The sequence below is a fragment of the Rhizobium sp. BK661 genome (assembly GCF_024808825.1).
GTDB lineage: Bacteria > Pseudomonadota > Alphaproteobacteria > Rhizobiales > Rhizobiaceae > Rhizobium.
The window spans coordinates 12,080-38,481 of the sequence record NZ_JANTYT010000005.1; the positions used below are offsets into that span (position 1 = coordinate 12,080).

The following is a 26,402-nucleotide window of genomic DNA, read 5'->3' on the forward strand; positions in this document are numbered from 1 at the left end:
TGATGACAATCCAAACAGGAACTCTCTCGCTGTCTCGGGAGAATGTGAGTGCCGACCTATGCGCAGGCGACGTGATCCATGTCTGGTTGAGGGCGCTCATTGCGGATACTGCGGCTTCTGTCTCGGTCACCGTTGAGGGCGTCGAGCTCGCCGCAGTGGCTTCCACGAGGACAGAAGAGTTTGAGTTCCAGCCCATCGTTCTGCCAGCAGGCGGCAGAGTTGTACTGAGCTATGAGCCGTCGATCACGGCTGTCTCAGTGATCTACAGCTTCGATCCAGCGAGTGTGCTGGAAGAGGGCATTCGCGTGCTACACTTCGCAGCGGCGAATGCGCCGCCTCAACTCCCCGCCGGGTATCATTTCCGTCCACCCTTCGGCTGGATGAACGACCCCAATGGTTTAGGCCGCTTCGGCGGAAAGGCACACCTTTTCTACCAGCACTACCCGCATCGCTCGCGGTGGAATACCATGCATTGGGGGCATGCGGTCTCGCAGGACTACCTGCACTGGACGCACCTTCCGGTCTTCCTATTCCCGGCAGCCGAACTTTCGATGCGTGATGATGGCCGCGGAGGCGCGTTCTCCGGGTCGGCCATCCCGATCGCGACAGACGGCGGAGAGCAGATCCGCGTCTTTTTCACCGAACAGGTGCGAGATCGGAAGCCGGAAGAGCAGATACAGCTTTCGGCCACCAGTGCGGATCAGGTTTCTGCGGGTAATCCCTCGATTGCCCTGCCGGAGCGCCCCGAAGGACTGGGGCTGACTTTGGATTTTCGCGATCCCTATGTGTTCAAGGGACCCGACGGTCTCTGGAAGATGTTGGTCGGCAGCCGTGACAGGTCCGGCGGCGTGATCCTCCTCTATGAAACATCTAATGAAGACGCCGCTGGCGGATGGACCTTTGTCGGCGTCCTGCATCGCGAGGATCGCTTTGGCATGACAGCCGCCGAATGCCCGTGCATGCTCCCGCTGGGCAATGTCGCAAGCGATGAGACACGTTGGGCTCTGATTTTCGGCCTGCTGACCAGTCGCGATCCGGCGACCGGACGCCGCAACATGTCGTCCGTCACCGTCGGTCGGTTCGATGGTCGCGAATTCCAACCGGAATTTGAGCAGGAACTCGACTTCGGATCGGACGCCTACGCCTTCCAGGCCTTCGTCGACCATGATGGACCTGTCGGCCTGGCCTGGCTGGCGAATTGGACGGACGTCTCCAAGATCGTCGATTTTCCGACCGCCATGACGTTGCCGCGTCGCGTTCTCCTTGATGGACGCGCGGTCCTGACACCGCCCCTGGAGGCCGTCGATGGCCTGCGGCACCAGCTTCTTGATGATGCCAGGTTGCTGGCCGGCGCGACCGTGGAGTTTGTGGACGGAGCCGCCGAAATTCTGCTCGATCTGACGCAAGCCGGGGCACCCTTCGAGCTCAGTTTCGACCACCCCGAGATCGGCCTTGGCGTGCGCCTCGACGACGAAGGGCTAGCGATCCTCTTCGATACAGGAACGGGCAAGCCGTCTCCGCGCTATCTGGCTGCCGGCGCGAGGCCGGCGCAGGTGCGGATCTTCATCGATACCGGCTCAATCGAAGTCTTCGCGGATAAAGGCCGATGGGTCGGAACGAAGCGTATTCCGAGCTTTGCGGGAGTACGATCCGCAACGATGAAGGCCGCCACCGACAGCGTCGCGGCTGCTCGCGTCTGGCAAATCAAGCTCTGAACGTAGGGAGGAAGTAGCATGGCATCCGTCGCGATCGAACAGGTTCGCAAGCAATATGGCGCCATCCCCGTGATCCATGGCGTGTCCGTGGATATAGAGGATGGTGAGTTCGTCACGCTGGTCGGACCATCCGGCTGCGGCAAGTCGACCTTGTTGCGCATGCTTGCCGGACTGGAGGACATTAGCGGCGGAGAGATCCGCATCGGCGGGCGTGTCGTCAATGATGTGGCGCCGAAGGAACGCGATATCGCGATGGTCTTCCAGAGCTACGCTCTGTACCCGCACATGACGGTGGCGGAGAACATGGGCTTTGCGCTCAAGCTACAGGGGCAGGACAAGGCGGCGATCGGCCGGCGCGTACAGGAGGCTGCGGACATTCTGGCACTTGAGCCGCTGCTCGACCGCCTGCCGAAGCAATTGTCCGGCGGCCAGCGGCAACGCGTGGCGATGGGACGTGCGATCGTACGCCACCCGAAAGTCTTCCTGTTTGACGAACCTCTGTCGAACCTCGACGCCAAATTGCGGGTGACGATGCGCGCCGAGATCAAGGAACTGCACCAGCGGCTGAAAACGACAACTGTCTACGTCACCCACGATCAGATCGAGGCAATGACGATGGCTGACAAGATCGTCGTCATGCGCGCCGGGCAGATCGAGCAGGTCGGCAGACCACTCGAACTCTACGATCGGCCAATCAACACCTTCGTTGCGACATTCATCGGCTCGCCGGCGATGAACCTGTTTGAAGGCAGCGTCGTGAATCAGGAATTTTGTCTGGACCAGGGTGTTAGGCTTCCCATGCCGCGTTGCGAGATGCCGGCTGACGTTCACACCTACGGCATCCGACCGGAACACCTCACCATTGCCGCGGAGGGCGTCTTGGCGACCGTTGTGGTGGTGGAGCCGACGGGAGCAGAAACACATGTAATCATGGAGATCGGAACGCAGACGGCAGCGATGGTGCTGCATGACCGGGTCGCGTTGCAGCCGGGCGAACGGATAAAGGTGGCGCCCGACTTGTCCAAGGCGCATCTCTTTTCGGTCGAGGGAAACCGGCTCAACTGAGCACGATTTCGACCGGACCGCATCGTGCTGCGCCGAGGGACGTTGATGGGTGACGTTGGAACATTTAGCGCTGTCGCAGGTTGCTTCTGGAAATTAGGAGCGAAGCGATGCTGATCCTTGAAGAAATTCTCCTCGTTTCTGCCGATCGGGTGGCCTGCTGCCGTGGTCAGCTCGAGTTGGATCTCGACCAGATGATCCTGCAACTCGAGCGGTCGGGATTCTCCCGCAAGGAAATTCTGGTCGCGATGAGCGAAATGATCAGCGAAGAATTCTCGGCACTTCCCGACATGCCGAAATTCCACTGACAGCGTCTGTTTCTTTCCACCAAGATGGTGGTGCCTCGCTCATTGCGCTATGACATCGCAATGAGCGAAAACTTCCTGATCACTGGCCCGGACAATCCTGCAGCGACGATCCTGCTTGCACATGGCGCCGGTGCGCCTATGGACTCCAAATCCATGGCCGCCGCCGCCGAAGCTCTTGCCGCAGTCGGGTTCCGGATTGCGCGCTTCGAATTCGCCTACATGGCCGCTCGCCGGACGTTCGATGCTCGAAGGCCACCGCCGAAAGCGGAAACCTTGATTCCGGAATACAGGGACGCGGTAAGGGCGCTTGCGAGCTCCGGGCCGCTTATTATTGGCGGCAAGTCCATGGGTGGGCGAGTGGCGAGCATGGTAGCCGACGACCTGCACGCGGAGGGCGCGATCTGTGGATTGTTGTGCCTCGGCTATCCTTTTCATCCGCCCGGCAAGCCGCAGCAACTGCGCACGGCGCACCTCAAAAATCTGCGCACGCCAACGCTCATTTGCCAAGGGACGCGCGACGAATTCGGGACTCGTGAAGAGGTTTCGACCTATCCGCTTTCCCCGGCAATATCAGTCCTTTGGCTTGAAGACGGCGATCACGATCTTGCGCCGAGGAAGAAAATTTCCGGCTTCTCCGTCGCCGATCACCTCACGACCATGGCCGTCCGCACCAGCGCTTGGGCACGCGAAAACTGCCTTCGGTAGGGCCAAACGTGAACGTCAACTCGACTTGACGGATGTAAGCGCTTTATGCATGTTCGCCTGCAAGATGTGACGTGCATTTCTACCTTTCTCGCATATTTGGGGGGCAGGCATGACGAAGTGCGTAGCATGTTCAGGGCTCTTTTCATCCGTTTTTGCCGCAGCGCTCGCAGTGAGCAGTGCGGCCTTTGGCGCCGATCTGGTGATCGCGATGCCGAACTGGCCCTCGGGGCAGGCGACGGCAAATATCCTCAAGGTCAGTATTGCTAAGGAGTTCGGGCTTAATGCCGATGTGCAGGAGCTTGGGACGCTGCTCGCCTTCAACGGCATGGAGAAAGGCACTGTCGACATCCAGCCGGAGGTCTGGCAGCCCAATCTTGAAAACGTCATCAAGACCTTCGTCACCGAGAAGGGCGTCGTGGTTCTCGCCAAGCATGGCGTGCCGGCATGGCAGGGCATCTGCGCGACGCCCGCTGCCGCCGAAAAGGGCCTGAAGTCGATCACCGACCTCAGCGATCCGGAAAAGACGAAGATTCTCGATACTGACGGTGATGGCAAGGGCGAGATGTGGCTTGGCGCACCGGCATGGGCCTCGACGGGGATCGAACGTGTCAGAGCGAACACCTACGGCTATGCCAAGGACCTGACGTTGGTCGAATCGGAAGAGGAAGTCGCGCTGGCGGGACTGGACATCGCCATCGCCACGAACCAGCCGCTGGTCTTTGCCTGCTACGCACCCCACTTCATCTTTGACCTGCATAAGATCGTGCGCCTCGCGGAGCCGCCGCACGATGCCAGCAAGTGGCAGCTGGTCGGTGCCAACGATCCGCTTTGGATCACCAAGTCGACGGCATCGACAGCTTGGGACACCGCCAATTTCCGCATTGGCTACGCGGCTGCTTTTGCAAAGAAACACCCGGACATCGCCTCGTTCCTGGAAAAGATCGATTTCACGCCGGAAGAGGCGACGGCGATGAGCTATGCGCTCGAAGTCGAGCGCGTCCCGCCGCTCGACTACGCGACAAAATGGGTCGCCGACAACGCAAAGCGTGTGGATGGGTGGGCTAGCAAATGATGGCACGCGACGAACTTCCGGCGAAGGCGAAAAAGACTCGGCGCACACGCAAGTTGACGGCGGCTCTGATTGCAGCGGGCGTGTGTATTGGCCCGCTCGCCGCTTGGGCGCAGACACAAATCTATGATTCCAAAACGCATACCTGGGTGAACTACGACAAGAAGAAGGCGCGCCAGTACTATGCACGCAACAACCAGGCGCCAGAAGCATTCCGAATGCAGACGGTGACGTTCCGAACGGCGGAGCCGCCGGGAACGATCATCATCGATGGCAACCAGCATTTTCTTTACCTTGTCCAGCCGGGCGGGCAGGCAATCCGGTATGGTATCGGTGTGGGGCGCGAAGGCTTCGGCTGGGCTGGGATCGTGCGCGTTGGTCGGATGGCGGAGTGGCCTACCTGGACGCCGCCGGCCGAAATGGTGGCGCGCGACCCAAATGCGGCCAAATGGGCGGCCGGAATGCCTGGCGGACCGGAAAATCCACTGGGTGCCAGGGCCCTCTATCTCTACGAAGGCGATCAGGACACGATCTACCGCATCCATGGTACCGCTGAGCCCTGGACGATCGGCCTTGATGTGTCGTCAGGCTGCATCCGCATGAATAACAATGACATCACTGATCTTGCATCGCGGATCAAGATCGGCGCCAAGGTCATCGTGTTGATGCAGGGGGCGGCGCTCTACAAGGGCGTCTGAGAATGGGGACGGCGTCGCGCCGGAAACAGACAATCTAGTCGGGGGACAGGATTTTGCTGCAGAACACTGCGAAGGGAATTTCGATCGGTCGGCTGATGGCCGCAATGACGAGTGCGGCGCTGCTTGGCGCTTGCACACCGACGCCACCGGCGCCTGAAAGCATGGCCCGCACCACGCTGCAGACGGCTCCGGCGGATCTGCAGCTGCTCTGCGCCAATTCTGCTGCCGGGGTTGACGGTCCGAACGCCAAGGTATTGCCCACCGCATCTCGGCAATTACCCGACGGCACCTTCGCCGTCGATCTCGACGCCGGCGGCAAGAAGTTCTCATGCGTCGTCGATAACAACGGGACCGTCCGGTCGGTGCAGCCGGCGCAGTCCGGCTGATGGCACGCCCCGCCATATCGGGCGTGCCGACTATCTGCTCAAACGGCCGCCAGTTCGATCTTGACCGCGGGGAAACGGCTGCAATTTGCCTGTAGGCTGATCGTACCGGTCAATCCGGTCGCCTCCAACCAGAAGCCGACAGTGCCGCCCTGTAGCGGTACCGATGCCGGCCCAACGATTTTTGCCGGCCCATCGACCTGCACCGTGACATTGTCATTCATGAAAGGCAGGCGCTGTCCCATCTGATCAAGCGCTCGGATGATAACGCGGGTCGTGTCGCGTTCGCGCGCCTTCAGCGTCGTGCTGTCGGCGGCGACCTGCAGCGTTGTTGGCAGCGGATCGGCTGCAAGGGTCAAACTGGCGACGGGTTCGCCGGCGATGTAGCCGGTGAATTCGCCATCGATCCATTCAAGCCCCCACGTGCCAAGCTCATCAGGCGTGAAGTGACGATGGTCAAGAACGACAGGCGGGTGTGGCAGATGCGGGTAGTTCTCGCGGTCCGGCCCAATCCGCTTCGTCAGCGAGCCGTATCGCAATTCGATCTCGTCGCAGTTGGTCAGAATGATCAACGGCAGAACGCCTCCGATATTGCGCTCACCGCGCGCCCAGAAAGTGACGGGCTTCATGACGATCTCGTCAGACGGATCGCATTGGCTGGCATAGACATAGGCGGCAAACTTCGGTTCGCGGAACATGTCCATGACGCCGTGGTAGCAGATCCGGTCGCCGGAGCCGAAGTCCTTGTGGGTGTTGTAGTCGAACATGCACCAGCCGATCGCGCCCGCGATATCAGGATCGCCATAGGCTGCATTCAGCACTTCGAGATGCCGGCGAACATGTTCGGCTTGCCTGGCTTCTTGGTCGTAGATCTTGGTGGGATACATGTGGCCACCGAACTCGGTGATCATGTAGGGCACCTTATACGACAGGCCGGTGGATTCCTGCTGCGGGCGGAGCGCTGTGCGCGGGCGGTTATTGCCGGGCAGCTCCTCGTTGCCGAGGATGAAGTCGTTCATCGTGTAGACGTCTTCGAGCAGTTCGCTGTCCGTTATGTAGCGGACGCCGCCGGTCTGTCGCGTATGGTCGAGCGCCCGGGCAAGCCGGTTCGTCTCGACATAGAAGTCGTGACTGTCCTGTGACTCGTTGATGCGAACGCCCCAGATGATGATCGAGGGATGGTTCCAGTCGCGTTCGATCATGCGACGGACGTTGCGGATCGATTCCCGTTGCCACTCCTCGTCGCCGATATGCTGCCAGCCCGGAATTTCCTCGAAGACCAGAAGGCCAATGCGATCGCACCGATCGAGGAACCATTTCGATTGCGGATAGTGCGAGGTGCGGACGATGTTGCACTTCAGCACCGATTTCATGATGTCGGCGTCGCGCTCCTGGGCTGATCTGCCCGCGGCATAGCCGACATAGGGGAAAGCCTGGTGACGATTGAGACCGCGAAGCTTCATCGGCCGGCCGTTGAGAAGAAAACCTCCGGTCGTGAACTCGGCGGTGCGGAAGCCGAAGTTCGAGGAGACCCGGTCGGAACCGTGGCTTGTCTTCAATTCGACGGTAATTTCGTAGAGTGCCGGGTCGTCGATATCCCAGAGCGACATGCCGGTCAGGCTATCGAAAACGAGCGTAGGATTTTCGCCGGTCGTTTCTGCGGACACGGTGGCGAGCACGCGCCCATCTTCATCCTTCAGCGACGCCGATACTGAGCCCAGGAAGGTGAGCTGTTGCGGATTGGCAAGATCGATACGCACGCTGGCCGACTTTTCCTCAGCCAGCACGTTGTGGGTTTCGATCTTCAGGTTGGCAACCGAGATAGGGTCCGTGACCTTCAGCCAGACGTCCCGATAGATGCCCGCATAGGTGAGGTAGTCGATACGACCGCCGAAGGGCGGAATCGCGGGGTTTTCGCTCCCGTCGATCTTTACAGTGACCAGATTGTCGCCGATGACCAGCCTGCCGGTGAGGCGGGCCTCGAACGGCGTGTAGCCATCATTGTGGGCGATGATTTCTTCGCCGTTGAGATAAACGACGGCATCGGCCATGGCGGCGTCGAAGACCAGCGAGACCTCACGACCCTCGAACTCGGGCATCCAGCGCAGGATCTTTTGATAGGTGAATGCCCGCTGGTAGCTCTTCTCGTCGAAGTAGTTGAAAGGCAATTCAACGGCCGTATGCGGCAAGCTAACGGTCGCCGCGCCGTCGAAGCCCTCGAGCAGACGCTGGCCGAAGCCCTCACGGAAACTCCAACTCTCGTTGAAAGAAACAACGGAACGCATCTCAGGCTCCCATGGAAAAAGCGGTGCGAACGGATTGGCGCCGTTGAAGGGCGCAGGAAAATTCAAGCATCGGTGGGTCTTTCCGGGTGGAGATGCCTAGCTTGCTAGGCAGCGCTGACGTTCTGGTTCGATGGCGCGTGGTGCTATCCTATGGATACTGGGCGCCGTTGGTGGTGGTGTAAATCGAATAGAGCGATTGGGTGGCGGTGATGAAGAGGCGGTTCTTTTTCACGCCGCCGAAGGCGATGTTTGAGACCGTCTGCGGCACCTTGATCTTGCCGAGCAGTGTGCCGTCGGGCGCGAAGCAATGAACGCCGTCGGCAGCGCTGGTCCAGAGGTTACCGCTGACGTCGAAGCGGAAGCCATCCGGCACGCCGCTGTCAATCGAGCAGAAATACCGGCTGTTCGCGAGCTTTTTGCCGTCGACGATGTCGAAAACGCGGATGTGGCGGGGGACCTCATGGTTACGCGAGCCGGAATCGGCAATGTAGAGCTGCTTTTCATCAGGCGAAAAGGCAAGGCCATTGGGCTGGATGAAATCGGTGGCGACAGCTTCGATCTCTCCCGTCGGAGCGTCGATGCGGTAGACGTTGCGGGTTTCCTGTTCAGGCTCGGCCTTGTGGCCTTCATAGTCGGACATGATGCCGTAGCTCGGATCGGTGAACCAGATCGAACCGTCCGACTTGACGACGACGTCGTTCGGAGAGTTCAGTCGCTTGCCTTTGTAGCTGTCGGCCAGCACCGTGATGCGGCCGTCGAATTCAGTACGGGTGACGCGCCGGCCGCCATGCTCGCAGGAGATCAGCCGGCCCTGGCGGTCGCGGGTGTTGCCGTTGACGTAATTGGACGGTGAGCGGAAAACCGAGACACTGCCGTCGGGCACCCAACGCATCATCCGCTCATTGGGGATGTCGCTCCAAATCAGGCAATTCAGGTCCGAGAACCAGACGGGGCCTTCTGCCCAGCGGCAACCGCTATAGAGCTCCTCCAGCCGGGCGCTGCCTGCAATCAAGCCAGTGAAGCGATCGTCACGGATGTCATAGAGCGCATCTTCCAACACAGGCCAGCTCCTCCCAAGCGATGTGATGACGCTCTTCGTAAACGTAAACGGTGATGTGTTCCAGAGCCGGGCGCCGGCAAAGGCGTCCGGCTTCGCATTTTTTCAGAGGGCTGTGTCCGGATGCGGCGAACCGTCATAGGCGCCCCAGATCGATTGGTCGAAGCAGATCATCGATCCGGTCATGAGGCCGGATTCCGCCGAGGAAAGATAGGCGCAGGCGCGTGCCACTTCCTCCGGATCGACGAGGCGGCCGAACGGCTGGCTGGCCGCCGCTTTTTCGAGCCAGTCGGCCGGTGCTCCGTGGAATTCCCGCTGAATGCGATCCTCACCCTCGGATGCCATCCAGCCGATGTTGAGGCCGTTGACACGGATGCGGTTGCGAAGCAGCGCGTAGGCGGTGTTCTTCGTGAGGGTTTCCAAGGCACCCTTGGAGGCGCAATAGGCGGCGATGAACGGCTGCCCTGCCTTGGCCGACATGGAGCCGATATTGACGATGGTGCCCTCGATCTTCTCGCGCCGCATTACCTTCACCGTTTCCTGCATCAGAAAGAACGGCGCGCGGACGTTGATGGCGAACATGGCGTCGAAGAGTTCCGGGCTGGTATCGAGGATGGTGCCGCGGTCGGTGATGGCCGCCGCGTTCACCAGCGCATCGACGCGGCCAAACGTCTGGTCGCAGACATGAACGACGTTTTTCGCATCCTCGACCTGACCGAGATCGGCCTTCACGTAAACGACCTTGACTCCGGTGGCGGCGGCGATCTCGTCGGCTTTCGCCTTGCCCTTCTGCTCGTTGCGCCCGCAAATGACGAGGCCTTTGGCCCCGCGCTCGGCGAAGAGGCGGGCGATTGTCGCGCCAAGCCCTTGCGTACCGCCCGTTACGATCGCGATTTTGCCGTCGAGGCGGCTGTGGTCTGTTGTCATGCACTCCTCCTTTGAATGATGGTCAATATGCCGAAAGCTCCCGACACGGTGGGCGCCGGGAGCTAATTTTGTTGACGCGGATGCGTCAGCTCAGTCGTCGCTCGCTCTGTTGCGCCAGTGCCGACGTGAACCGCGCATCGTCCCAATCTTCCTGCAGGGCCTCGTGCATCAGTTGCGCCTGCGTCTTCGGGGCAAGGCCCCCGATTGGCGGGTCGCGGTCGAGGTTGGTCGGGAAGGAGTAGCCCTCGGCGCAGGCGGCAACCGCGTTGCCGATTTCGGTTTCGGACAGTTTTCCTCTCAGAGACTTCAATGCCGGGAACAGTTTTGCGCTCATGCGCTCGCGGTTCACGGATTCCATGGCGCGACCGAATGCGGAGGAAACCTGCAGCAGATTGGCGACGCGCTTGATGTCGGTCGAGCGGTTTGTGCCGGCTGCGTGGAACAGGGCCGGATTGAAGAACACCACGTCGCCCTTTTTGAGCGGCAGCTGGACATGATGCGTTTCGAAGTAATCCTTGAATTCCTGGCGCTTGAGCGCGAGGTAGCCCGGCTCATAGGTCTGACTGTGCGGCAGAAAGAGGGTGGGTCCGCTTTCGAGCGGCATGTCGCAATGAGCGACGGCGCCCTGCAGCGTCAGCACCGGCGAGAGCCTATGCACATGCGCCGGGAACTGCTCGATCACCTTGGAAGACTGGAAACCGAGATGGTAGTCGCGGTGCGCGGACTGCGCCGCGCCGCCCGGATTGACCCGGTTGACCTGCGCCGTCATCTGGTAGCTCGGGCCGAGCCAGGCCTCGCTTGCGATCGCGACGATCGGATTTGCATAGTATTCTGCGAAATTCTCCGGATCGGCAAGGCAGTGTTTTTCCAGCGAGTTCCAGATGCGGTCATTGGCGCCTGGCTTGGCAAAGTGATCGCCGCCGCCGGTTGCGGTCCGATGTTGCTCCTCGATGATCTCGTCGAATATTGCGCTGGCACGGTCGATGATACCGGTATCCCTGTAGGCGCGCTTGAAGACGATGACGCCCGGGCCCTCGCCGAAGGCCTCGCAGATCTCGGCGAGCACCGCTTTGCGGCCTTCGGGGCTGGCGATCGCTGCAATGACCTTGGCGCTGTCATAGATCAGAATGTTCTTTTCCACGGCGTCAGCCGTCGGATAGTCGGCCAGAGCCGTTGTCTTCTCGGCAAGCTTGCGGAAGTCGGCGAGATCGCAGGAATCCTCGGTCAGCCAGACGCGATCGGCCCGCAGTTTCTGTAGGTTGTCGGTTTTCATGGTGCTCCTCCCGTTCCGATGAGGGCACTATACGCCGCCGACGGGTCTGTTATAGATCAGGAATCCATCAAAAAACCATCAGGATAGACTGCATGGCACATCGGTTTCTCGTCAAGGATATCGCCTTTCAGGCCGGGCTGAGCACTGCGACGGTGGATCGCGTTCTCAATGGCAGGAGCGGTGTCAGGCATCAGACGATGATGCGGGTGCGAGCTGCGATCGCGGAGCTGGAGAAACAGCAGATTGGTGGCGAAGTCAGCGGGCGCAAGCTCGCGATCGATGTCGTCATGGAAACACCGGAACGCTTCAGCACTGCCGTTCGCGACGCTTTCGAAGCGGAGGTCGCGACGTTCTTGCCAACGGTATTTCGGTGCCGCTTCCATTTTGCCGAGGTGATGAAGCAAGCTGAACTGGTGCAACTGCTCGACCGGATCCGGCTGCGCGGCACCAACGGCATCGTCTTGAAGGCCCCGGATGTTCCTGAGGTCGCCGCTGCCGTTTCCAGGGCGACTGATGCGGGAATTCCGGTGGTCACGCTGGTGACGGACCTGCCAAATTCGTCGCGCAGCGCTTACGCCGGGGCCGACAACCGCGCAGCCGGAGAGACGGCTGCTTATCTCATCGGCGAGCATTTTGGCAAAGCGCCGGGGCGCGTCCTCGTCACGCTATCCAGCGGGCGGTTTCGCGGCGAGGAAGAGCGGGAGATCGGTTTTCGTCGTGTTCTGCGTGAACGCTATCCGCTCATCTCGGTAACCGAAATCAGCGAAGGGCATGGCACGGACGCGGCGACGGGCACGCTGGCGGCTCGGGCAATTGCGGCGGATGCGGCGATCAACGCTGTCTATTCCATCGGCGGCGGAAACCGAGCCGTGCTTGCAGCCTTCGAGGCGGCGCAGCGTTCGATTCGCGTCTTCGTTGCGCATGATCTAGACGCCGACAATCGCGCACTGCTCACAGGTCGCAAGATCAGCTTCGTGCTACACCATGATCTGCGCACGGATGCCCGCTCGGCCTTTCGCGCCGTGATGAGCCGCTCGGCGAGCGGTGGAATCGCGGCTCCGGCATTGTCGTCGGTGGAAATTGTCACACCTTACAACATGCCTGCTGCGGGCTGAGGTTTGCCTTTCCCTTGTCGGCGAAATCGCGATACAGCTTTCGCATGAGCGAGGGAAACGGCATGGAATACAGTGATGTAGGGACCGTTGCGGCCTGGTTGACCGAGCAGGGGCTGAAGGGCGCCTCGGAAGCCGAACTCCTGATCGGGTTTTGTGAAGCCTGTCGTGAGCGCGGCCTTCCACTTGATCGCGGCATGGCCCTGATGGACACGCTTCATCCCGTGCACGAAGGCAGGGCGTTTCGCTGGGATAGCCGCGAGGAGATCGAAGCCGAATTCGAATATGGCCCCTCCAGCGATGGCGCGGCGCTGGAGAGTTGGCAGCGATCCGCCTTCTACTATCTTTGGGCCGGCAAAGAAAACGAGGTCAGACGGCGCATCGGCTTTGGCGATCCGACCGACTTCGTCATGCTCGAATCGATGCTCCAGCAGGGCCTCACCGACTTCGTCGCGATGGTCCATCGGTTCGAGAAGGCGGGCACGATCGGCGAGATGGACTGCTTCTTTTCTCACTTCGCCACGCGCAGTCCCGAGGGGTTCTCAGACCACGACCTCATCATCCTGCGAAAGCTGGTGCCGGTCCTGGCGCTTGCGATCAAATGCATTGCGCTTGCGCGGATCGCACGGACGATTGCCGAGGTATATCTCGGCGACGATGCCGCGCGGCAAGTGCTGGAAGGCAAGATCACGCGCGGTAAGTCGGAGCGAATCTCCGCGGCCCTGTGGTTCTCGGATCTTCTGAACTACACCAAGATATCTGACAGCGCGCCGCCTGAAGAGATTCTGCCGATGCTGAATGCCTACAGCGATGTGGTCATTTCCGCGATACACGAGGCAGGCGGCGATGTGTTGAAGCTGATCGGCGATGGGGTGCTGGCGATCTTCAAGGCCGACCAGGCCGACGAGGCCTGCGCCGCGTCGCTGCAAGCAGAGCGATTGCTGCGGCAGAAGCTGAAGGCGTTGAACGAGGAGCGGGCGGAGGAAGGGCGCCCGACGACGGAGGTCTATATCGGCCTGCACATCGGCGATGTTTTCTACGGAAACATCGGCAGTCGCGAGCGGCTCGACTTCACCGTCATCGGACCCGCTGTGAACGAAGTCAGCCGGATTGCCTCGATGTGCCGATCGGTCGATCTCAACGTGCTGATGTCGTCGGAGTTTGCAGCAACGATCCCTGAGAAAGAACGGGGCGCGCTTGCCTGCATCGGTCGCTATGCGCTCCGCGGTGTCAAACGCGCGCAGGAGCTTTATACGCTCGACACAGCGCGGATCGAGATCTGACAGCTTCCTGCCTGCTTGTCGCTCGAAGAAATTTCACGGCGTTGTCGCCTTCCGCCGATAGAGGATTATATCGCGTCGAAGAGGCAGGTTGCCTCTTTCGGCTGGCGAAGCGGCGATAGCCCGCTTCCTCTGAATCCAAACAGGAGGACGGCATGCAGATCAATCGTACAGGTTCAGCGCAGTGGTCCGGTGGACTGAAGGACGGCAAGGGACAAATTTCCACACAGAGCGGCGCGCTGAAGCACTATCCCTATGGCTTCTCAAGCCGATTTGAAGGCATTCCGGGTACCAATCCGGAAGAACTGATCGGCGCGGCCCATGCCGGATGCTTCACGATGGCTCTCTCGCTCATCCTCGAGGAAGCCGGTCTCAAGGCGACCGACATGGAGACGACAGCGAAGGTGACGCTCGAAAGCGTCGAAGGCGGCTTCGCCATCACGGCGATCCACCTTACGCTGACGGGAACGGTTCCGAACACCGACGAGCGGACGTTCATCGAACTCGCCAACAAAGCCAAGGCCGGATGCCCGGTATCGAAGGCACTCTCGGCGGTCCCGATCTCTCTTGAAGTCAAGCTCGCCTGAGCTATGACCTAAGGCCGAGTGCCGCGCATCAGCGTCGGCACTTTGTCAGCCGCATGGTTCTTTCGGCCCCATGCATCTGAAGGCAATTGCGCCGTGACTTAGCCAGCGGGCGATACCGCTTGCCTACGGCATCCTGCATACATCGCCCACTCGAACACAGTGACTTCCCTAGCTTGGACGTTGACGGCATCGGATTGGTTGTCCCGTTCCCAAGAAAACGTTGACATATTACGATTGTTATTTTACGACTGACGAAATTCAAAAATCGTCAGTCGTAAATGAGGTGCATGAAGTTGGTTGCCGATGCAGCGGAAAACACCATCGAATTGGCTCGCCAGGAGAATGTGACGCGCATTCTTGACGCTGGCGAGCGCCTTTTCCGTCACTATGGGTACTCCAAAACCACCGTTGCCGACATTGCGCGCGATCTCGGCATGTCGCCGGCGAATGTCTACCGCTTCTTTGCCTCGAAGGTGGAAATCCATCAGGCGATCTGCGGCCGCATGCTCGCTGCCAGCTACCAGATGGCCTACGATGCCTGCCACCTGCAGATCAGCGCCTCCGATCGGCTGCGCAGGTTCGTGCAGGGCCAATACCAGATGACGGTCGACACCATGCTCGACCAGGAAAAGGTGCACGAGATGGTCGTCGTCGCCATCGAGCGTGACTGGCACGTCATCGAAAAGCATGTCGACAGTATTCATGAATTGCTCGCTGACGTGATCCGCGAAGGGATCGCTGCCGGCGAATTTGCCGAGCAGGATGCGGATGTCGCCTCACGCTGCTTCGGGGCGGCCACCGTCACCCTCTGCCATCCGCAGATGGTGGCGCAATGTCTTGCCAAGACCAACCGCGCCACTGTTGACGAACTGGTCGAGTTCTCGATCCGGGCGCTGAAAAAATAACGAGCGGTAAAAGCCGCAGATCAACCGATAAACGATTTCAGGAGTGCGAAAGATGATTTCGCTGAAGACAGTGCAGTTGCCGTCGTTTGCCACTTTCGCGCTCCTCGGCGCCGTTACGCTTGCCATATCTGGCTGCAGCGAGGAGAAGAAGGCCGAAACGAAAGAGATCATCCGCCCGGTCAAGGTGGTGGAAATTGCCGAGGCTCGCGGTACGCGTGCGCTGGACTATTCCGGTGCCGTGAAGGCCCGCGTCGAGATGAATCTCGGCTTCCGCGTCGCCGGCAAGATCACCGACCGTCGTGTCAACATTGGCGATCGCGTCAAGCCTGGTGATCTGCTCGCCGAAATCGATCCGACCGACTACGAGCTGGCGGTCAGAACCGCCGAAGCAAACCTTGCCGCCGCCGAAAAGGGTGTGGCGACCGCCGACCTTGCCAACAAGCGCGCTCAGCAGCTGTTCGATAAGAGCGTCACGGCAAAATCGCAGATGGAACAGGCGGCTCTCAGCTACGATCAGGCAGTCTCAACGCGCGATGCTGCTGCTTCGTCGCTCGACCAGGCAAAAAACCAGGTTGTCTATACCGAGCTGAAGGCTGACCGGAATGGTATCGTGACATCGATCAGTGCCGACACCGGCGCCGTTGTTGCTGCCGGGACGCCTGTAGCCGTGGTCGCGCTGGACGGCGAGAAGGAAGTGCAGATCGCCGTTCCCGAGAACGACATTGCACAGTTCAAGCCAGGCAAGACTGTGAAAGCCACCTTCTGGTCCGACAGCAAACTGGTGCTCGACGGCAAGGTACGCGAGGTTTCCGGCAGCGCCGATCCCCAGTCGCGCACCTTTTCCGTTCGTGTCAGCCTCCCGACAGATGATCGGGTGCTGCTTGGCATGACGGCGACGATCGAAGCCGCTGTTGGCAATGCTGAGACCGACGTCGCTATTCCGCTAAGCGCGCTCGCCGAACGTGAAGGCAAGAAGATCGTCTGGGTCGTCGATCGCAACGCCTCGACGGTTCACGCCCGCGAAATCAAGGTGGCGGACTTCACCGGTGGCGGCGTCCATGTCGCCGACGGGTTGAAAAGCGGCGATCTCGTCGTCGCGGCTGGCACGCAGTTCATGGCCGAGAACCTCAAGGTCAAGCTGCCGGAGCAGCAGTCGGCGCAAGCCGAAACCGGCGACGTCATTCGCTGAGACCTGGTCAGGAGAGGATTATGACCATGGACAACTCCAACGCCGAAAAACGCCCATTTAACCTATCACGCTGGGCAATCGGCCATCCGAGCATCGCACGCTTCCTGTTCGGCCTGATCCTGATCACCGGCGTCCTTGGCCTGATGCGCATGGGCCAGAAGGAAGATCCCGACTTTACGTTCCGCGTCATGGTCGTGCAGGCCATCTGGCCGGGTGCCTCCATCCAGGAAATGGAAGACCAGGTCGTCAACAAGATCGAGCGAAAGCTGCAGGAAACCCCGCATATCGATTGGGTCAAGTCCTATACGCGGGCCGGCAGCGCCATCATCACGCTGCAGGTCAAGGGCGACACCAATAGCGAACAGGTGGCTGACGCCTTCTACCAGGTGCGCAAGAAGGTCGGCGATATCTCCAATGAGCTGCCGGAAGGGTTGCTCGGCCCCTATTTCAACGACGAATTTGGCGATACCTACATCACGCTGCATTCGATCAGCGGAGATGGCTACAGTTATCCCGAGCTGAAGAAGTTCGCGATCCAGGCGCGTGACATGCTGCTGACGACGCCGGGCGTCGAAAAGGCGGTCATCATCGGCGACCAACCGGAGAAGATCTACGTCGACGTCTCCTCGAAGGCGCTGGCCGAGCGGGGGCTGACCGTGCTCGACCTGCAGAACGCTATCAAGGGCCAGAACAACGTCGATCCCGCCGGGTCCGTCGATACCGGCACGCGTTCGGTGCGTATTTCCGTCGAAGGCGACGTGACGAAAGCCGAGGACATCCGCGAACTGCGGCTGAAGGCCGGCAATCAGGTCACGCGTCTTGGCGATATAGCCACCGTCTATTCCGGCCTCGAAGATCCGTATCAGCGCAAATATCGCTTCAACGGTCACGAGAGCGTCCAGGTCGGCGTCGTCATGGCAAAGGGCTTCAAGGTGACCGATGTCGGCAAGGATGTCGAAGCCACTTACGAGCGCTTCGAGGGATCACTACCTTACGGCGTTGCCGTCGACCAGATCTCCAATCAGCCCGACGTCGTCACCGACGCGATTAGCGAGTTCATGCATGCGCTCGGCGAGGCGTTGATCATCGTGTTGATCGTCTCCTTCCTGTCGATCGGCTGGCGTTCCGGTCTCGTCATCGCGATCGCCATCCCGCTGGTGCTCGCCGCGACTTTCGCCATCATGTACGAACTCGGGATCGACCTGCAGCGCATCTCGCTCGGGGCGCTGATCATTGCGCTCGGCCTGCTCGTCGACGACGCAATGATCGTCGTCGAGTTGATGGAGCGAAAGCTAGAGGAAGGCCTTGTGAAGATCGAAGCGGCAAGCTTCGCCTATTCCTCGACCGCCTTCCCGATGCTGACCGGTACGCTGATCACCACCGCCGGCTTCATTCCGGTTGGCTTTGCGGCGTCAACCGCCGGCGAGTATGTGCGCACGCTGTTCTATGTGGTCGGCATTGCACTCGTCGTCTCATGGTTCGTGGCTGTCTATTTCACGCCGTGGCTCGGCTACATGATCCTGAAGCAGCGCCATCACGCGGGCGAACACCACGATGCCTTCGATACCAGCTTCTATCGACGCCTTCGGGCGACGGTTGGCTGGGCCGTGCGTCATCGCATCATCGTGGTGGCGATGACACTGGTGACCTTTGCGACCAGTCTTTGGGCGTTCCAGTTCATCCCGCAGAATTTCTTCCCGCAGTCCTCGCGCCCGGAAATCCTGGTCGATCTGTGGCTGCCTGAAGGCACCAGCATCAAGGAAGTCGAGACGCAGGCAAAGGCGCTCGAAGCCAAAATCATGGGCGACAAGGACAAGAAATTCGTTGCCACCTATATCGGCGAGGGTGCCCCGCGCTTCTTCCTCCCGCTCGACCAGCAGCTTCGCAATCCGAACTTCGCGCAGCTTCTCGTCATGGCAAACGACGAGCCGGCGCGTGAACGCCTAATCGTGAAGCTACGGATGATTCTTGCCGAAGACTTCCCCGATATCCGCGGCAAGGTGGATCGTCTGTTCCTTGGCCCGCCGACGGGCTGGCCTGTGCAGATGCGCATCATGGGGCCGGACCGTCAGGAAGTCCGCAAGATAGCCGATGAGGTGAAGGCGAAGTTCCAGGCTAATCCGCAACTCGGTGCGATCCATGACGACTGGTTGGAGCCAGTGCCGGCGATGAAGCTGGTGATCGATCAGGACCGTGCCCGTGCGCTCGGTGTCACCTCACAGCGAGTACGCCAGATGCTGCAGACAGCAGTCTCCGGTGCGCCGCTCGATGACTTCCGCGACGGCGAGGAGACGGTGTCGATCGTTGCCCGCGAACCGGAAGCCAATCGTTCGCTGCTGTCGGCCGTCAATTCGGTCTACGTGCCGACGGATTTCGGCGGCTTCGTCCCGGTCTCCCAGGTTGCCAAGGTGGTGCCGGTTCTGGAGCAGGGGATCGAATGGCGGCGCGACCGTCTGCCGACCATCACCGTCCGGGCGACATTGCCTGACGACGTTCAGTCCAACGATGTCGTCATGAAGATGTATGCCGACATGCAGCCGCTGCGCGACAGCCTGCCGGCCGGCTACAAGATCGAGATCCAGGGTGGCGCGGAAGATTCCGCCGAAAGCCAGGCTTCGATTGCCGCGAAGGCGCCGATCATGCTCGTCGTCATCGTTCTCCTGCTGATGGCGCAGCTGCAGCACTTCGGCAAGGCGATGCTCGTGCTTGCGACCGGACCGCTCGGGATCATCGGTGCGGCTGCGGCCCTCCTGATATCGGGTGCGCCGTTCGGCTTCGTTGCCATCCTCGGCGTCATCGCACTGCTCGGGATCATCATCCGCAACTCGATCATTCTCGTCGATCAGATCGACCAGGACATCAAGGCGGGAATGCATCGACAGGAAGCGATCGTTGGTGCTGCGGTACGACGGTTCCGCCCGATCATGCTGACGGCGCTGACGGCGGTTCTGGCGCTAATCCCGATCTCACGTGGCGTTTTCTGGGGGCCGCTGGCATACGCCATGATGGGCGGCATTCTGGTTGCCACGGTATTGACGATCCTAGTGCTGCCTGCGGCCTATGCGCTGTTCTTCGGCAAGGAGCCGAAGACGGCGGCGGCGCAGGGTGCAGCGAACGGCAATGCAGCGGAAGAGGCGGAGGCGATGCACCCGCCGGCCCTCGCGGCGGAATGACGGGAACGATGGCGCGGTGAGAACCGCGCCATTTTCTTTTGGCTCAAGCTGCGAGGTGGGCGGCTTCCGCTTTCAGGCCGAGCAGCGCGGCGCCGATCAGGCCGGGCTCGACGCGGCATTCACTGCGGACCACGAGCGGTCGATCGAATTTGCGCAGGATGCGCTGCCGAACTGCCTTGTCCAGCTCCGCAAGCAGCTCTTCGACATTGGAAAGCCCGCCGCCGACTGGAACGATGGTCGCGCCGGTGATGTTGATTGTTAGCGCGAGCGGCGAGGCGACAAGATCGATGAAGACATCGATGGTGCGCGCCGCTTGGGACTCGCCCTTCAACCAATCATCGATGATCTCCTGACTGGAGAGATCGATGTCATGCAGCGTCTTATGCAAGCGCTCGAGACCACGAGCGCCGCCGACGGTATCGACGCACCCCTTCTGGCCACAGCCGCAGGGGTAGGCTGGAATCGCGACGGGCGGATTGCCGGCATGAGACGCCAGGGCCGGACCATGTCCCCATTCACCGGCAAAGCCGCCCGCGGCATTGATCAGTCGTCCATCCGCAACCACACCGCCGCCGACGCCGGTTCCGAGAATGGCGCCCAGAACGATGCGGTGGCCGCGCCCGGCGCCGAGATCGGCCTCCGCCATGGCGAAGCAGTCGGCATCATTCGCAATTACGACCGGCAGGCCGAGTTCAGCTTCGAGGTCGGCGGCGAGATCGCGGCCGTGAATACAGGGAATGTTGGCGCAGGTCAGCCTTTGCGTGTCCGGGTCGACGACGCCTGCGATGGAGAAGGCAAGGCGTGTCGGCTTCTCGCCGGTTTCGGCGATGATGGCACGCAGCGTCTCGACGAAGGCGGCAAAATCGTCCTTGGGGGTCGGGCGCCGGCCAAGTGGCGTGATGTCGGCTTCGGAGTGCGCCACTCCGCCCTTGATGGCGGAGCCGCCGATGTCAAAAGAAATGATCATTTGGGTTCTGCTGTTTGGATGGCCTCTGCGTCTGCTCGCACCCTTCGGCAGGTTTTGCAAGCCGAAACCGGGCTAGGCCGGTAGGGTCATTTTTGCTTCAAAGCCGGCTTTCGCTCCCGTCGCCGGTGATAGCAGTTCCAGTGTCCCGCCCATCTGGCAGACGATACGGTCGGCGATAGCGAGCCCGAGGCCGGAGCCGGACGCACTCGTCTTGCCGCGGCTGAAGCGCTTTTTCAGTCCAGCCATCTCAGCCTCTCGGATCAATGGCCCGCCGTTCACAACGCGCACGATGCCGCCGCTTTCGAGACTGACATTGACGGGGAGGTCCGGATCGCCGTGGAGCAGGGCATTCTCGATCAGGTTTCGCGTGACAATGCCGAAGGCATCCATGTCGGCAGTGCGGACGAGCTTTGCGTCCGGCGCCGCGGAGTATTGAAGCCTTCCATTCGTGCGGCTGTCGCGCTGGAAATCGGTGACCACCATGTCGAGGACCGGGCGCAGGTCGACTGCACTTGCGCTTCCGCCGATGCCGGCTTCCGCGCGGGAAAGCTGCAGCAGTTTCTCTGCCAGACGGCCGAGATTGACCAGCGAAGCCTCAACCTGCCGGACGCGGTCCTGCGTTGCGCCGGACGGCAGTTCCTCGATAAGCCGCTGCGTCTGTGCAAGCGCTCCGGCGATCGGCGTTCTCAACTCGTGAGCACTGTTGGCGGTGAATTCGCGCTCTGCTTCGAGGGCGGCACGCAGGCGTCCGAGGAGAAGGTTGACCGATCTTGCGATCGGCCTCAGTTCGACCGGCAGACCCCGATCGTCGACCTCAGCCATGTTGCCACTGTCTTTCGTCCCGATATCTCGCCGAAGTTCCTCGATCGGCCGAAGCGCCCGCCCGACGATGAACCAGATCGCAAAGATGCTGGCGGGAATAAGGGCGACCAATGGGATGAGCAAGGTGACGGAACTTTCGCGAACGGCTTCGCGGCGGTTCTTGAACCGGTCGGCCACCTGCAGAAAAAGGGAGCCGTCAGCCGTCATCTCGGTGTAGATTCGTGCTGTCGTCGTGTCATAGAAGCCCGTGCGAAGCGGTGCATCGAAAGGCTCTGCCGGAGCATCATTCGAACGCAGTGCTACCTTGCCGCTGGCGTCGCGGACCTGATAAGTCAGATATTCTCGACTGGCGGCAGTGTTGAGCATGGCGACGCTGCGCGGATCGACGTCCGCACGCTGGTTCAAATCGTCAAGGATCAAAGCCAGGAGACGCTCGGTGGTCTCCTGCTGCGCGCTATCGAAAATCTCATCGAACTCGTGCTGCATCACGCGGACGCTGAGGCCGATCGCGGCAAGCCAGAAGACGACCATGACGGTCGTCAGGGCGAGAATGAGCGGGCCAGTGATGCTGCGTTCGCGCTTCATCTTCATCCGAGTGTGTAGCCGATGCCGCGGGCAGTGCGGATCCTGTCCTTGCCGATCTTCTTGCGCAGACGGCTCACATAGACCTCGACGGTGTTGCTTTCGATTTCCGAACCGAATGCGTAGAGCGCTTCCTCGATCCGATCTTTGGGGACGATCGCGCCTGGGCGAGCCGTCAACAGATCGAGTACCGCCCATTCACGGCTCGTCAGGATGATCGTTTCGCCGGCGACCGAGATCTGATGCAGGGGCCGGTTGATTTCAATGTCCGAGATGCGGACGACCGGATGCGGGTTGGCATCATAGCGGCGAGCGACCGCCATGATACGCGCTTCCAACTCGTCAAGGTTGAACGGCTTCACCAGGTAGTCGTCGGCTCCCGCATTCAGTCCGTCGATGCGGTCCGAGATCTGATCTCGTGCAGTCAGAATGATGACGGGTGTCTTCAGCCCGCGTTCTCGAAGGCCGCGTAGAAACGCGACGCCACTGCCATCCGGGAGTTGGAGATCGAGAAGAATGAGCCCGTAATCGACAGGTCCCGCGGCTGCGTCGGCGTCACCCAGATTTTGCACCCAGTCGACGGCATGATTGGCCGCAGCGACGTGATCCCTCACCGCGCCACCAATCATTCTGTCATCCTCAACCAGCAGAATTCGCACAGCTTTTTTCCTCGATGCCAGTTAGCTTGCAGTTCAATCCTCGGTCAAGCAAGGTTGATCGACAAAGATGACAAGCCGATGGCATGCGGCCCTCGCCAGGCATGTCAAAATAGGCTGTGCAATTTCTCAATGCACTCGACATTTGCCCGAATTCTGGTTTGATCTGCCGCAATATGCATATCCGCGTCGGCTGTGGCCGATCTTTTCAGCATGGTAGAGACTGATGGTAAGAAAATCCGAGACTTCGGGGCGGCTAGACGACGCGGCGCGCGCGGGATGGCTCTACTATGTGGCAGGGCGGACGCAGGATGAGATTGCTTCTTCCATGGGGATTTCACGGCAATCGGCACAGCGCCTTGTCTCGCTCGCGGTTGCCGAACGGCTGATAAAAGTGCGGCTCGACCATCCAATCGCCGCCTGTCTCGAACTCGCCAATGCCGTGCGCAAGAAGTTCAACCTGAAGCATGTCGAGGTCGTGCCAAGCGACCCGGGCTCCAGTTCGACGACGGTCGGCATCGCGGAGGCCGCCGCAGCGGAAATCGAGCGCTGGCTCAAGCGCCCTGACCCTATCGTGCTCGCAGTTGGAACAGGACGAACCTTGAAGGCGGCCGTCGACCAACTTCCCGCCATCGAATGTCCCAGTCACCGCATCGTATCGCTGACCGGCAATATTGCGCCCGATGGCTCCGCTGCTTACTACAACGTCATCTTCAGCATGGCTGACGCGGTGAAGGCTCGACACTTTCCGATGCCGCTGCCGGTTCTGGTCACCTCGGCGGATGAGAGGGAAACCCTGCACGGCCAGCAGCTCGTTCGCTCGACGCTAGAGATCAGCGCACAGGCAGACGTGACGTTTGTCGGCATCGGAGAGCTCGGCATCGACGGGCCGCTTTGTATCGACGGTTTTCTCGAGAAGGACGAGATGATGGAGCTGATGCGCAACGGTGCCGTCGGCGAGATCTGTGGCTGGGTGTTTGATAGCGAGGGGAAGCTCCTCGACAATCCGATCAACGAGCGGGTGGCCTCCGCGTCGATCCCCTCACGTGAGTCGTCGACCGTTATCGGAATCGCCAAGGGCAAGCGCAAATTCAAGGCGATCAGGGCTGCCGTAACAGGCCATCAGATCAACGCGCTGATCACGGATGAGGACACGGCCGAATATTTGCTCAAGACATGAGCAAATATTTAATTCTTTAAATTCAACAAGATAACATCGTTCTTCGCTCATGCAGCAACGAATGGTGATTGACATTTCTTTCCCTTGAGCGAGTAATTGCCCATGAGCAAAGCGAATGCTCGCACTCATCTTCTGGGAGGAAGATATGACATTGAGAACTCTCCTGCTGGGCGCCTGCTCAGCACTGGCGTTTGCCGGCATGGCTTCGGCCGAGACGCTGACAATCGCGACCGTCAACAACGGCGATATGATCCGGATGCAAAAGCTGACGGACGACTTCAAGAAAAAGAACCCCGATATTGATCTCGAGTGGGTAACCCTCGAAGAGAACGTCCTGCGCCAGAAGGTTACGACCGACATCGCGACCAAGGGCGGTCAGTACGACGTTCTGACGATCGGCACTTACGAAGTTCCGATCTGGGCAAAACAGGGCTGGCTGCTGCCGCTCGACAATCTCGGCAAGGACTACGATGCCGACGACCTGCTGCCGGCTATCCGCAGTGGTCTGACCGCCGACGGCAAGCTCTATGCCGCACCGTTCTACGGCGAAAGCTCGATGGTCATGTACCGCAAGGACCTGTTCGATGCCGCTGGCCTGAAGATGCCCGACGCGCCGACCTGGGATTTCATTGCGGATGCCGCGAAGAAGATCACCAACAAGGACAAGGAAATCTACGGCATCTGCCTGCGCGGCAAGGCCGGCTGGGGCGAAAACATGGCCTTCCTGACGGCCATGTCGAACTCCTTCGGCGCACGCTGGTTCGATGAGCAGTGGAAGCCGCAGTTCGATCAGGCCGAGTGGAAGGACACGCTGAACTTCTACGTCAACTTGATGAAGGAAGCTGGCCCTCCAGGCGCGTCCTCGAACGGCTTCAACGAGAACCTTGCGCTCTTCCAGACCGGCAAGTGCGGCATGTGGATCGACGCGACCGTTGCTGCCTCCTTCGTCAGCAACCCGAAGGAATCCACCGTCGCCGACAAGGTCGGCTTCGCTCTGGCTCCGGACAAGGGCCTCGGCAAGCGCGGCAACTGGCTCTGGGCCTGGAACCTCGCCATCCCTGCAGGCTCGCAGAAGGTCGAAGCAGCTGAAAAGTTCGTCGCCTGGGCAACCAGCAAGGACTACACCAACTTGGTCGCCGAGAAGGAAGGCTGGTTGAATGCACCTCCGGGGACGCGCTCTTCGCTCTATGCCAACGCCGACTATCAGAAAGCAGCACCGTTCGCGAAGATGACGCTCGACAGCATCAATGCAGCTGACCCGACAAAGCCGACCGTCAAGCCGGTGCCCTATGTCGGTGTCCAGTTCGTCGCTATCCCTGAATTCCAGGGGATCGGCACCGCCGTCGGCCAGCAGTTCTCGGCAGCTCTTGCCGGCCAGGTCTCGGTCGATCAGGCACTGCAGAGCGCCCAGCAGTTGACGACCCGCGAAATGACCAAGGCTGGTTACATCAAATAACTAACCTCCTGAGAAGGCGGGGAAGTTGACATCCCCGCCCGTCTGGGTCGCCGAATTGCCCAAACTGCGTCGGCGACCCCCTTTTTTCTCAGCTGCCCTGCAGCCGGCTACCCATTTGAACAGGATCGGTCATCGCCATGGCAACGTTACATACCCGCTCCGCAGCGCGAATGATGATCGCACCGTCTGTTGTGCTCCTCTTCCTGTGGATGATCGTCCCCCTTGTGATGACGATCTATTTCTCGACGCTGAACTACAATCTGCTCAGCCCGGGGATGGAAACCTTCGTCGGCTTCCTCAATTACAAATACTTCCTGACCGATCCGGCCTTTTTCTCCGCGCTCATCAATACCCTGCTGCTAGTGCTCGGCGTGCTCCTGATCACCGTCGTGGGCGGCATCGCGTTCGCGCTGCTTCTAAATCAGGATATCTACGGGCAGGGCATCGTTCGCATCCTGGTGATTGCTCCCTTCTTCGTCATGCCGACAGTTGCCGCGCTGGTGTGGAAGAACATGTTCATGAACCCGGTCAACGGGCTCTTCGCGCATCTCGCCAAGGCGCTTGGAATGCAGCCCTATGACTGGCTTGCCAATGCACCACTCTTTTCGATCATTCTAATCGTCGCCTGGCAATGGCTGCCGTTTGCCACGCTTATCATGCTGACCGCCCTGCAATCGCTGGACGAAGAGCAGCAGGAAGCCGCCGAGATGGATGGCGCCGGCGTCGTTTCGAAGTTCATCTACATCATCCTGCCGCACATGGCCCGCGCGATCACGGTCGTCATCCTAATCCAGACGATCTTCCTGCTCTCGGTGTTCGCCGAAATCCTGGTCACCACCAATGGCGGGCCGGGCACGCAGAGCACGAACCTCACCTATCTGGTCTATGTGCAGGCGCTCCTGCAATTCGATATCGGCGGCGCTTCGGCGGGCGGTATCGTGGCGGTCATCCTCGCCAATATCGTTGCGATCTTCCTCGTACGCCTCGTCGGCAAGAATCTGGAGGCTTGAG

At 60.4% G+C, this 26,402-nt stretch carries 23 protein-coding genes; 16 read left to right on the forward strand and 7 right to left on the reverse strand.

Annotated features, from left to right (window positions below; genetic code table 11):
* Positions 1–2: 2 nt before the first annotated feature.
* From FHX16_RS12570 to FHX16_RS12600, 7 genes are all read left to right on the forward strand, one after another.
* Entirely contained in the window at positions 3–1,715 is a 1,713-nt protein-coding gene (locus FHX16_RS12570; protein WP_259128583.1) for a glycoside hydrolase family 32 protein, read from the forward strand.
* 18 nt (positions 1,716–1,733) lie between these two features.
* Positions 1,734–2,780, forward strand: a complete 1,047-nt coding sequence (locus FHX16_RS12575; protein WP_183862510.1) for an ABC transporter ATP-binding protein — start codon at positions 1,734–1,736, stop codon at positions 2,778–2,780.
* A gap of 107 nt (positions 2,781–2,887) precedes the next feature.
* Positions 2,888–3,085: a hypothetical protein gene (locus tag FHX16_RS12580; RefSeq protein ID WP_016556920.1), complete on the forward strand. Its 198-nt coding sequence runs from the start codon at positions 2,888–2,890 to the stop codon at positions 3,083–3,085.
* Positions 3,086–3,145: 60 nt separating this feature from the next.
* On the forward strand, positions 3,146–3,790 hold the full coding sequence (locus FHX16_RS12585) for an alpha/beta family hydrolase (protein WP_183862508.1): 645 nt from the start codon (positions 3,146–3,148) through the stop codon (positions 3,788–3,790).
* A 109-nt stretch (positions 3,791–3,899) separates the two neighbouring features.
* A complete protein-coding gene (locus tag FHX16_RS12590; RefSeq protein ID WP_183862506.1) occupies positions 3,900–4,862 on the forward strand; it encodes a glycine betaine ABC transporter substrate-binding protein in 963 nt (320 codons plus the stop codon).
* Positions 4,859–5,557, forward strand: a complete 699-nt coding sequence (locus tag FHX16_RS12595; RefSeq protein ID WP_183862504.1) for a L,D-transpeptidase — start codon at positions 4,859–4,861, stop codon at positions 5,555–5,557. Before FHX16_RS12590 ends, FHX16_RS12595 begins: the two co-directional genes overlap by 4 nt.
* Before the next feature lie 95 nt (positions 5,558–5,652).
* Entirely contained in the window at positions 5,653–5,943 is a 291-nt protein-coding gene (locus tag FHX16_RS12600) for a hypothetical protein (RefSeq protein WP_405049284.1), read from the forward strand.
* 38 nt (positions 5,944–5,981) lie between these two features.
* On the opposite strand, the gene FHX16_RS12605 is transcribed toward FHX16_RS12600, so the two are convergent.
* The 4 genes from FHX16_RS12605 to FHX16_RS12620 all read right to left on the reverse strand — a co-directional run bounded on the left by FHX16_RS12605 (position 5,982) and on the right by FHX16_RS12620 (position 11,482).
* On the reverse strand, positions 5,982–8,225 hold the full coding sequence (locus tag FHX16_RS12605; protein ID WP_183862502.1) for a glycoside hydrolase family 2 protein: 2,244 nt from the start codon (positions 8,223–8,225) through the stop codon (positions 5,982–5,984).
* A 148-nt stretch (positions 8,226–8,373) separates the two neighbouring features.
* On the reverse strand, positions 8,374–9,285 hold the full coding sequence (locus tag FHX16_RS12610; protein WP_183862500.1) for an SMP-30/gluconolactonase/LRE family protein: 912 nt from the start codon (positions 9,283–9,285) through the stop codon (positions 8,374–8,376).
* A 102-nt stretch (positions 9,286–9,387) separates the two neighbouring features.
* A complete protein-coding gene (locus FHX16_RS12615) occupies positions 9,388–10,209 on the reverse strand; it encodes an SDR family oxidoreductase (RefSeq protein WP_183755941.1) in 822 nt (273 codons plus the stop codon).
* Positions 10,210–10,294: 85 nt separating this feature from the next.
* The gene (locus FHX16_RS12620) at positions 10,295–11,482 is read right to left on the reverse strand and encodes a phytanoyl-CoA dioxygenase family protein (RefSeq protein ID WP_183862498.1); all 1,188 of its coding nucleotides are present in this window, start codon (positions 11,480–11,482) and stop codon (positions 10,295–10,297) included.
* A 92-nt stretch (positions 11,483–11,574) separates the two neighbouring features.
* Between FHX16_RS12620 and FHX16_RS12625 the strand changes: the two genes are divergently transcribed.
* From FHX16_RS12625 to FHX16_RS12650, 6 genes are all read left to right on the forward strand, one after another.
* Positions 11,575–12,597, forward strand: coding sequence for a LacI family DNA-binding transcriptional regulator (locus FHX16_RS12625; protein ID WP_183862496.1), 1,023 nt, complete (start codon positions 11,575–11,577; stop codon positions 12,595–12,597).
* Positions 12,598–12,659: 62 nt separating this feature from the next.
* Positions 12,660–13,877, forward strand: coding sequence for an adenylate/guanylate cyclase domain-containing protein (locus tag FHX16_RS12630; protein WP_259128590.1), 1,218 nt, complete (start codon positions 12,660–12,662; stop codon positions 13,875–13,877).
* A 152-nt stretch (positions 13,878–14,029) separates the two neighbouring features.
* On the forward strand, positions 14,030–14,461 hold the full coding sequence (locus tag FHX16_RS12635; RefSeq protein WP_114714333.1) for an OsmC family protein: 432 nt from the start codon (positions 14,030–14,032) through the stop codon (positions 14,459–14,461).
* 287 nt (positions 14,462–14,748) lie between these two features.
* Complete coding sequence (locus FHX16_RS12640) at positions 14,749–15,366, forward strand: TetR family transcriptional regulator (RefSeq protein ID WP_016556932.1); 618 nt, start codon at positions 14,749–14,751, stop codon at positions 15,364–15,366.
* 52 nt (positions 15,367–15,418) lie between these two features.
* Positions 15,419–16,555, forward strand: coding sequence for an efflux RND transporter periplasmic adaptor subunit (locus tag FHX16_RS12645; protein WP_183862486.1), 1,137 nt, complete (start codon positions 15,419–15,421; stop codon positions 16,553–16,555).
* Between the two features lie 26 nt (positions 16,556–16,581).
* A complete protein-coding gene (locus FHX16_RS12650) occupies positions 16,582–19,728 on the forward strand; it encodes an efflux RND transporter permease subunit (RefSeq protein WP_259129102.1) in 3,147 nt (1,048 codons plus the stop codon).
* A 43-nt stretch (positions 19,729–19,771) separates the two neighbouring features.
* Here FHX16_RS12650 and FHX16_RS12655 read toward each other — a convergent pair whose 3' ends face one another.
* The 3 genes from FHX16_RS12655 to FHX16_RS12665 all read right to left on the reverse strand — a co-directional run bounded on the left by FHX16_RS12655 (position 19,772) and on the right by FHX16_RS12665 (position 22,758).
* Positions 19,772–20,695, reverse strand: a complete 924-nt coding sequence (locus FHX16_RS12655) for an ROK family protein (protein WP_183862484.1) — start codon at positions 20,693–20,695, stop codon at positions 19,772–19,774.
* Between the two features lie 72 nt (positions 20,696–20,767).
* A complete protein-coding gene (locus tag FHX16_RS12660; RefSeq protein ID WP_183862482.1) occupies positions 20,768–22,102 on the reverse strand; it encodes an ATP-binding protein in 1,335 nt (444 codons plus the stop codon).
* Positions 22,103–22,104: 2 nt separating this feature from the next.
* Positions 22,105–22,758, reverse strand: a complete 654-nt coding sequence (locus tag FHX16_RS12665) for a response regulator (protein WP_016556937.1) — start codon at positions 22,756–22,758, stop codon at positions 22,105–22,107.
* A gap of 223 nt (positions 22,759–22,981) precedes the next feature.
* On the opposite strand from FHX16_RS12665, the gene FHX16_RS12670 reads away from it, so the two are divergent.
* The 3 genes from FHX16_RS12670 (at position 22,982) to FHX16_RS12680 (ending at position 26,401) form a co-directional block, all read left to right on the forward strand.
* A complete protein-coding gene (locus FHX16_RS12670) occupies positions 22,982–23,935 on the forward strand; it encodes a sugar-binding transcriptional regulator (protein ID WP_183862480.1) in 954 nt (317 codons plus the stop codon).
* Positions 23,936–24,080: 145 nt separating this feature from the next.
* Complete coding sequence (locus FHX16_RS12675; protein WP_016556939.1) at positions 24,081–25,391, forward strand: sugar ABC transporter substrate-binding protein; 1,311 nt, start codon at positions 24,081–24,083, stop codon at positions 25,389–25,391.
* Between the two features lie 137 nt (positions 25,392–25,528).
* Positions 25,529–26,401, forward strand: a complete 873-nt coding sequence (locus FHX16_RS12680) for a carbohydrate ABC transporter permease (protein WP_016556940.1) — start codon at positions 25,529–25,531, stop codon at positions 26,399–26,401.
* Position 26,402: the final 1 nt, after the last annotated feature.

What these genes read in the sequence shown, in the direction of transcription:
- FHX16_RS12570 (WP_259128583.1), top strand. Translation starts at nt 3, where the DNA reads ATGACAATCCAAACAGGAACTCTCTCGCTGTCTCGGGAGAATGTGAGT.
- FHX16_RS12575 (WP_183862510.1), top strand. Translation starts at nt 1,734, where the DNA reads ATGGCATCCGTCGCGATCGAACAGGTTCGCAAGCAATATGGCGCCATC.
- FHX16_RS12580 (WP_016556920.1), top strand. Translation starts at nt 2,888, where the DNA reads ATGCTGATCCTTGAAGAAATTCTCCTCGTTTCTGCCGATCGGGTGGCC.
- FHX16_RS12585 (WP_183862508.1), top strand. Translation starts at nt 3,146, where the DNA reads ATGAGCGAAAACTTCCTGATCACTGGCCCGGACAATCCTGCAGCGACG.
- FHX16_RS12590 (WP_183862506.1), top strand. Translation starts at nt 3,900, where the DNA reads ATGACGAAGTGCGTAGCATGTTCAGGGCTCTTTTCATCCGTTTTTGCC.
- FHX16_RS12595 (WP_183862504.1), top strand. Translation starts at nt 4,859, where the DNA reads ATGATGGCACGCGACGAACTTCCGGCGAAGGCGAAAAAGACTCGGCGC.
- FHX16_RS12600 (WP_405049284.1), top strand. Translation starts at nt 5,653, where the DNA reads ATGGCCGCAATGACGAGTGCGGCGCTGCTTGGCGCTTGCACACCGACG.
- FHX16_RS12605 (WP_183862502.1), bottom strand. Translation starts at nt 8,225, where the DNA reads ATGCGTTCCGTTGTTTCTTTCAACGAGAGTTGGAGTTTCCGTGAGGGC.
- FHX16_RS12615 (WP_183755941.1), bottom strand. Translation starts at nt 10,209, where the DNA reads ATGACAACAGACCACAGCCGCCTCGACGGCAAAATCGCGATCGTAACG.
- FHX16_RS12620 (WP_183862498.1), bottom strand. Translation starts at nt 11,482, where the DNA reads ATGAAAACCGACAACCTACAGAAACTGCGGGCCGATCGCGTCTGGCTG.
- FHX16_RS12625 (WP_183862496.1), top strand. Translation starts at nt 11,575, where the DNA reads ATGGCACATCGGTTTCTCGTCAAGGATATCGCCTTTCAGGCCGGGCTG.
- FHX16_RS12630 (WP_259128590.1), top strand. Translation starts at nt 12,660, where the DNA reads ATGGAATACAGTGATGTAGGGACCGTTGCGGCCTGGTTGACCGAGCAG.
- FHX16_RS12635 (WP_114714333.1), top strand. Translation starts at nt 14,030, where the DNA reads ATGCAGATCAATCGTACAGGTTCAGCGCAGTGGTCCGGTGGACTGAAG.
- FHX16_RS12640 (WP_016556932.1), top strand. Translation starts at nt 14,749, where the DNA reads ATGAAGTTGGTTGCCGATGCAGCGGAAAACACCATCGAATTGGCTCGC.
- FHX16_RS12645 (WP_183862486.1), top strand. Translation starts at nt 15,419, where the DNA reads ATGATTTCGCTGAAGACAGTGCAGTTGCCGTCGTTTGCCACTTTCGCG.
- FHX16_RS12650 (WP_259129102.1), top strand. Translation starts at nt 16,582, where the DNA reads ATGGACAACTCCAACGCCGAAAAACGCCCATTTAACCTATCACGCTGG.
- FHX16_RS12655 (WP_183862484.1), bottom strand. Translation starts at nt 20,695, where the DNA reads ATGATCATTTCTTTTGACATCGGCGGCTCCGCCATCAAGGGCGGAGTG.
- FHX16_RS12660 (WP_183862482.1), bottom strand. Translation starts at nt 22,102, where the DNA reads ATGAAGCGCGAACGCAGCATCACTGGCCCGCTCATTCTCGCCCTGACG.
- FHX16_RS12670 (WP_183862480.1), top strand. Translation starts at nt 22,982, where the DNA reads ATGGTAAGAAAATCCGAGACTTCGGGGCGGCTAGACGACGCGGCGCGC.
- FHX16_RS12675 (WP_016556939.1), top strand. Translation starts at nt 24,081, where the DNA reads ATGACATTGAGAACTCTCCTGCTGGGCGCCTGCTCAGCACTGGCGTTT.
- FHX16_RS12680 (WP_016556940.1), top strand. Translation starts at nt 25,529, where the DNA reads ATGGCAACGTTACATACCCGCTCCGCAGCGCGAATGATGATCGCACCG.